Annotated in this window: 5 protein-coding genes and 1 pseudogene; 2 read left to right on the top strand and 4 right to left on the bottom strand. The window is 43.4% G+C overall.

Annotated elements, in window-relative coordinates; all coding sequences use genetic code 11:
- The 3 genes from QZ019_RS08550 to typA form a co-directional block, all read right to left on the bottom strand.
- On the bottom strand, window positions 1-1256 hold a 1256-nt coding region (locus QZ019_RS08550; RefSeq protein ID WP_295484205.1), incomplete at its 3' end, for a sigma 54-interacting transcriptional regulator.
- 2 nt (window positions 1257-1258) lie between these two features.
- Window positions 1259-2347 carry a nitrogen regulation protein NR(II) gene (gene glnL / locus QZ019_RS08555; RefSeq protein WP_295484208.1) on the bottom strand — a complete coding sequence of 363 codons (1089 nt, stop codon included), beginning with the start codon at window positions 2345-2347 and terminating at the stop codon, window positions 1259-1261.
- Between the two features lie 228 nt (window positions 2348-2575).
- The gene (typA, locus tag QZ019_RS08560) at window positions 2576-4414 is read right to left on the bottom strand and encodes a translational GTPase TypA (RefSeq protein WP_295484211.1); all 1839 of its coding nucleotides are present in this window, start codon (window positions 4412-4414) and stop codon (window positions 2576-2578) included.
- 417 nt (window positions 4415-4831) lie between these two features.
- On the opposite strand from typA, the gene glnA reads away from it, so the two are divergent.
- Together glnA and QZ019_RS08570 are read left to right on the top strand one after the other, a co-directional pair.
- Entirely contained in the window at window positions 4832-6244 is a 1413-nt protein-coding gene (glnA, locus tag QZ019_RS08565; protein WP_294564124.1) for a glutamate--ammonia ligase, read from the top strand.
- Between the two features lie 113 nt (window positions 6245-6357).
- Window positions 6358-7170, top strand: a complete 813-nt coding sequence (locus QZ019_RS08570; protein WP_295484217.1) for a YihY family inner membrane protein — start codon at window positions 6358-6360, stop codon at window positions 7168-7170.
- A gap of 71 nt (window positions 7171-7241) precedes the next feature.
- Here QZ019_RS08570 and QZ019_RS08575 read toward each other — a convergent pair.
- A pseudogene (locus QZ019_RS08575) lies at window positions 7242-7495 on the bottom strand (hypothetical protein); the annotation flags it as partial.

Consider the following 7495-nt stretch of genomic DNA (forward strand, 5'->3'; position numbering starts at 1 on the left):
CCGTCAACCCAATTACGCAGCTGTTCCTGCCAGGAAACCGGTTCTTTGGAGGTTCCTGAGATTGAAGTTGTGGCTTTAGGCTGTGCGTTTCTTGCCTGCAAGAATTCTGCCGGTAAATCGCTTAGCTGAATGTCTCTGCCCGTTACCATAATGGTCAGGTATTTGCAGAGATTTTTAAGCTGGCGGACATTGCCGGGCCATTGCTGGCGGCACAAGAAAACGAGAACTTCCGAAGTCAGTTTTTTAGGCTCGGTATTATTTTCAATCGCACTTTGATTTAAGAAGTGCTTGGCAAGCATCGGAATGTCATTGTTGCGATCGCGAAGCGGCGGCATGTTAATGTGAATAACATTTAATCTGTAATAAAGATCGGAAATAAAAGTTCCTTCTTTTACCAGATTTTCAAGAATGCGGCTTGTAGCAGCAATAATTCTTACATTCACTTTATGCGGTTTCTGTTCGCCTACGGGTAAAAACTCACCTTTTTGCAAAACCTGCAGTAAACGGGTTTGTGCTTCCATCGGCATGTCGCAGATCTCATTAATAAATAAAGTGCCGTTTTGTGCTTTTACGATTGCCGCTTCTTCTTTATCGTTTTTGCCGATACCGCCGAAGATTTCATGTTCAACAGTTTCTTTGGGCATTGAAGAAACGTTTACTGAAATAAAAGGTTTGTCCTTACGATCGGAATGGTTATGTAAAGCCATGGCAACAAGTTCACGGCCCGTTCCGGTTTCACCGTGAATAAGAACCGGAACTTCAGTACGTGAGACACGTCCGATGAACTTAAATACTTCCTGCATGGCAGGCGATTTGCCGATGATTTCGGCTTCTTTACTGTCTGCTACGGCATCGCTTGCTAAAACCATTTCTTTTTTGCGGGTTAAGTTAAAGCGGTGCAGTGCGGCACGACGGATAAGACTTACGGCTTGTTCTATATCAAAAGGTTTGGGCAGATATTCAAAAGTTCCGTGCTCATAAGAATCAATGGCGGCAGTCAGGTCGCTATGGGCGGTTATGATAATAAACGGAATATTCTGGTCAACCTCATGCACCTTCTTTATAAGAGAAAGACCGTCTGTTCCCGGCATGTTGATGTCAGAGACAATAACATCGGGGACTTCTGTTTTTAAATAGGCGAGAGCTTCATCTCCGGTTTCAAATAAGCGATGGGAAATACTGTTGACATCAAGCGCTTTATCAAAAACGAAACGAATGCTGGCATCGTCATCAATAACCCAAATCATGGGATCCATAGTTAAATTTCCTCGCTTTTAAACACATCTTTTTTAAGGGGTAGGATTACGGAAAAAGTAGTTTTTCCTTTTTGGCTTTCACATTCGATGGTGCCGTTATGGCGTTCGACAATGCTTTGAGCAATGGATAAGCCCAGTCCGTTGCCTTTGGATCTTGAAGTTACCATCGGGTAGAAAATTTTGGGCATGATGCTTTCGGGAATTCCCGGTCCGTTATCCGTTATCGCTACGCAAATGGATGTCGGATATTTAAACCCGTTAATCACCACACCGTTGACCGCACGGGTTTTGATTTTAATAAGCGGTCTTTCAGTATTGGATTCCGTAAGCGCCTGAATGGCATTGCTGATGATATTGATGAAGGTCTGCTGCATGGCATCAACGTCAAGCATCAGCTCCGGCAGCGAAGGATCATAGTCCTTTTCAAAACGGACTTTATCTTTTGTTGCCATGGCTTCAAGCGACAGAACTTTTTCTACTACATAGTGGATATTGGCAAGGCTCATCGGATTGGGACGCTGCGGACCTAACAAATTATCCACCAATGTTTTAAGGCGATCGGACTGCTCAATAATGACTTTAGTGTAATCGGTAATATCCGCTGCTTTACCGAAAGTCATCTCAAGCAGTTGGGCCGCTCCGCGGATACCGCCCAAAGGATTTTTGATTTCATGGGCAAGATTGCGGATCAGATCGCGGGCTGCCAGATGCTGGGTACGTCTCTGGCGTTCGTCATTTAGTTTTTGCTGGTAATTAATTGATTTGATTTCAACGATAAGACCTTTATTCTTACCGGAGTATTGGCTGATGCTCATATCAACGCTTATGGTATGAGTAGGATCTATTCCGACGGCAATATCGGAGGCTGAAAATCCCTGAAAATTGGCTTTTAGCGCACGTGAGAGATTTTCCATTAAATTCTTTTCATGGCGATCAATAAGATCGGTAAGTTTTAGTGAACGCAGCTTAGAACGCGACATGCCGAATAACTGCTCGGCAGACGTATTGGCATATATGATTTTATATTGCCCGTCCGTAAGCATGATAGCCGTCGCTAAACTTTCAAGAATAGTCTTTGCATCAGTTGGCATATAAAAAACCTGCACCTGTTCACAAATACATTACATGAGCAATTTTAGTGCATTGAACTTTTTATCTGTCTATTATACGAAAAAAATGTGTTTAATGTTCAATTTTAGTGCATTGTCATAATGCAAAACTTTAGAAGATATTTGTATGTTTTTCAATCTGATAATAAATTAAAGGCCCTGTTTTATAGCAAACAGAGCCTTTTTTAAGATCAATTTTGGAGCGATGAATTATTCTGCTTTCTTGCCGCCGGCAGCACGGAAAGCACGGACACGCTCTAAATCTGACAGGAATTTTTTACGCAGACGAATGCTCTTAGGAGTTACTTCGACAAGTTCGTCTTCGTTAATAAACTCAAGAGCCTGTTCAAGTGACATATGAACTGCCGGAGTCAGAATGATGTTGTCATCTGATCCTGCAGCGCGGACATTAGTCAATTTCTTGGTCTTAAGGCAGTTGACGGTTAAGTCGTTGCTGCGGTTATGCAGACCGATGATTTGTCCTTCATAGACCTCTTCGCCGGCATCAACGAATAAACGGCCGCGCTCCTGCAAGAACCATAAGGCATACGGTACCGCTTTGCCGGTATCGTTGGAGATAAGCACGCCGTTTTGTCTTTCACCGATGGATCCTCCGGCAAACTCATCATAGCTGTCAAAGGTGTGGTACATAAGACCGGTTCCGGAAGTTAAGGTCATGTATAAAGTCTGGAAACCGATAAGTCCGCGAGCGGGGATTCGGTAATCAAGACGAACACGTCCTTTGCCGTCAGGATTCATATTCTTAAGCTCACCCTTGCGGCGGCCTAACTCTTCCATGACGGGACCTTGGTTTTCTTCATTAAGATCTAAAGTTAAGACTTCATACGGCTCCATAACTTTGCCGGATTCGTCTTTGTGAAGAATTACTTCAGGACGTGAAACACCAAGCTCATAACCTTCACGGCGCATCTGCTCGATTAAAACCGATAAGTGTAATTCACCGCGGCCTGAAACTTTGAAGCGATCAGGATCTTTAGTATTTTCAACGCGTAAAGCTACGTTATGCACAAGTTCCTGACGCAGGCGTTCTTCAATATTACGGGAAGTGATGAATTTACCTTCTTTTCCGGCAAAAGGTGAAGTATTGACGCAGAAGTTCATGGAAACGGTCGGTTCATCGACGGTTAAGGCTGGTAATGCTTCAACCTTGGAGTTATCGCAGACCGTATCTGAAATCTTAAGCTCACCAAGACCGGTTACGGCAATAATATCGCCGGCTTCGGCCTCTTCAACTTCATTACGATGCAGACCTAAGTAACCTAAAACCTGACCGACACGGCCCTGACGGGTAGAACCGTCGGCACCGACGATGGTTACTTGCTGATTTGAGCGTACGCGTCCGCGAGTAATGCGGCCTACACCGATAACGCCCACGTATGAGGTGAAATCAAGCGAGGAGATTTGCATTTGGAACGGTCCGTTAATATCAGCCTGCGGCGGGGACACTTTTTCGATGATGGTTTCAAATAAAGGTTCCATGGTGTCGCCGTGCGAGCTTTCGTCAAGAGATGCCCAGCCTGATAATGCCGATGCATAAACAACAGGGAAATCAAGCTGTTCGTCGGTTGCTCCCAAATTATCGAATAAGTCAAAAACCTGATCGATAACCCAATCCGGGCGAGCTCCGGGACGATCGCATTTATTGATAACGACAATAGGTTTTAAGCCGCGGGCAAATGCTTTTTGGGTTACGAAGCGGGTCTGCGGCATCGGTCCGTCCACAGCGTCGACCAAAAGCAATACCGAATCAACCATGGACATAACGCGCTCTACTTCACCACCGAAGTCGGCATGTCCCGGGGTGTCTACGATATTGATGCGATAACCGTTCCAATTGATAGCGGTGTTTTTTGACAAAATGGTAATACCGCGCTCTTTTTCAATGGCGTTTGAATCCATAACTCGTTCTTGACCGAGTTCGGTGCGATCTAAGGTTCCCGATTGGCGTAATAACTTATCAACTAATGTAGTTTTGCCATGGTCTACGTGAGCAATAATGGCAATATTACGGATCTTCTGTACGTCCATATATGCAAACCTGTAAAAATGAAATAGGTGATATCTTAAGGCTGTTGTGAAATTTGCAATATTTTACCTTAAAAATAAGGTTGAGGCTTTAAAATCTGATATTGTTCACATTCTTTTAGCATTTTTTGATGTTGCTTATCTTAAAGCTTTCTATTTTTGCAAATGCTTTTTACAAATTGGGATAACGAAAATCATGAGTACTGCTCTGAAGTTTTAGCCGCTGATTTTTCCCTTAAATGGATCAAAATTGTCATTTTCCGTGCAAAATTAAATGCGATAAATATCCCAAAATGTTAAACTTATCAGATTATGATGCAACATGATAACTCTGAAAGTTTTTAGAGTCTGTTTGCAATCGGTTTTCATTATGTGCGCGTGTCTGCGTAGATATTGCCTCATCTTAGGAGATTTCGGTTTATGACAACCGTTGCTGATGTATTAAAGCTTATTGAAGAAAACGGCGTTAAATTCGCTGATTTACGCTTTACCGATACCAAGGGTAAAGAGCAGCATGTTTCTATCCCTGCAAAACTGGTTACGGAAGATTTCTTCTCTGAGGGTAAGATGTTTGACGGTTCGTCAATGGTCGGCTGGAAAGGCGTTGACAAGTCGGACATGATTTTGATGCCTGATCCTGACAGCGTACACTTGGATCCTTTTTATGCTGATCCGACCATTATCGTAAGATGCGATGTTCTTGAAGCCGATACCATGACCGGTTATGACAGGGATCCTCGTTCTGTAGCAAAGCGCGCAGAAGAGTATCTGCGTTCAACCGGTATCGGTGATGAGGCCTATTTCGGTCCGGAGCCTGAGTTCTTCTTATTTGATGACGTTAAATTCTCAAATGAGATGGGCGGCTGCATGTATAAAGTGGATGATTATGAAGCTGCTTGGAATTCAGCTACCGAGTATGAAGGCGGCAACTTAGGTCATCGCACTATGGTAAAAGGCGGTTACTTCCCGGTTCCTCCTGTAGATCCGTCACAGGATATCCGTTCTGCAATGTGCCTTATCATGGAGGAGTTCGGTCTTGAGGTTGAGGCTCATCACCATGAAGTTGCAACTTGCGGACAGAACGAAATTGCTACCAAATTTAATACATTAACCAAGAAAGCCGACGAAGTTCAGGTTTATAAATATATCGTACAGAATGTAGCCAATCAGTACGGCAAGAGCGCTACCTTCATGCCTAAGCCGATTTTTGGCGATAACGGCTCCGGTATGCACTGCCATCAGTCAATTGGTCGTAACGGCGAGAACATTTTTGCCGGCAATATGTACGGCGGATTATCCCAGGAAGCTTTATGGTATATCGGCGGTATTATTAAGCATGCCAAGGCCTTAAACGCTTTTACCAATCCGTCAACTAACTCTTACAAGCGTTTGGTTCCGCACTTTGAAGCTCCGGTAATGCTTGCCTATTCAGCTTCAAACCGTTCCGCTTCCATTCGTATTCCGGTAGCTCAAAATCCTAAGACTGCGCATATCGAGGTTCGTTTCCCAGACTGCATGGCCAATCCGTATTTGGCTTTTGCCGCTATGCTTATGGCAGGTCTTGACGGTATCCTCAATCATATTGAACCGGGCGATCCGATGGATAAGAATCTTTATGATTTACCGCCTGAAGAAGCTGATGCTATTCCGTCAGTCTGCGGTTCTTTAGCAGAAGCCTTAGATGCTTTGGAGCAGGATCATGAATTCTTAACCGAAGGCGGTGTCTTTACTGAAGATATGATTAAGTCATACATTGAAGTAAAGCGTGCTGAAGCTGCCCGTCTCCAGACTGCTCCGCATCCGATTGAATTCGAGATGTACTATAGCCTCTAATTTTTTTAGTAATTAGAGATAGATAGCTGTTTTAAAACCCTGCAGGAGATTACAATAATCCTTGCAGGGTTTTTGTTTGCCGGTATTTGATTTTGAAAGAATTTTTTAAAAAATTGCTGACGAGAGTGCGCGGAGATGATTTGTTCATTGAAGCTGCCGCCTTGTCTTACACTACTATTCTGGCTTTAGTGCCTGCCCTTACGGTAGTTATCTCAATTTTTGCCATGGTTCCTGCTTTTACTCCGATAAAACAGGCATTGCAAAATTTTGTGCAGAATAATTTCATGCCGGTTTTTTCCGAAGCTATCGGCGACTATATAGGAATTTTTATTGCTCATGCTGGTCAAATGACGGTTACCGGTACGGTGATTTTGTTTATTGTGTCTTTCTTCCTGGTAAGAGCGGTTGATAGAGCCTTAAACAGGATTTGGCGCGGCGGAAAGCGCAAAATGACTATGACTTTTGCGGTGTACTGGACATTATTGACTTTAGGGCCTTTGGCGACCGGTATTCTTATTTGGTTTACATCAAAGGTTATCGCATATTCTTTTCTTGATACTCCTTTATCTTTCGCTACCGGTCTTGCTTATTTTCTGGTCCCGGTCGTGGTTGAGTTAATTTTGGTATCAGCTTTATTTATTACAGTGCCGGTTGCGGTCGTAAAGATCCGTGATGCCGTACGTGGTGCTTTATTTGTGACGATTTTGTTTGAGGTGTGCAAGCGGATTTTCAGCGCTTTTATTTTAAATTTCTCTGATTATGAGGCAATTTACGGCGCTTTGGCTGCTATTCCGGTTTTAATGATCTGGATTAATATTAACTGGGTGATTGTTTTGTTCGGTGCCGAGTTTACGGTCTTTCTTAATGAATATCGTCAGGAGAATAAGCAGGGATCAGAAGATAATCAGCAAGTTGAGCTTGAATAACTGCCTGAGAAAAATAACGGGCTGTTACGCAATTGTTGATATAAAGCCCGTTAACAATTAAATCAAGATATTTAAGCTTGCTGCTTTAACTTTAAGATTTCAGATTCAGATAATCCGGATAATTCTGCTATTTGTGACACAGGAAAACCGGAGTTTAACATTTTCTTTGCCGTTTCAAGCGCTTGAGCTTTGCGGCCTTTTTCTTCGCCTTTAATTTCAGCGGAGCTCATATGCGAGGCATAATCCATTTCATAACGCTCGGCGGCCTCGTAGCGCAGCATCTCTTCTTTGTCTTTGCTAAACACTTTCTCCACCTCCGCAAGCT

It is taken from the genome of uncultured Succinatimonas sp., from assembly GCF_905203285.1.
Lineage (GTDB): Bacteria > Pseudomonadota > Gammaproteobacteria > Enterobacterales > Succinivibrionaceae > Succinatimonas.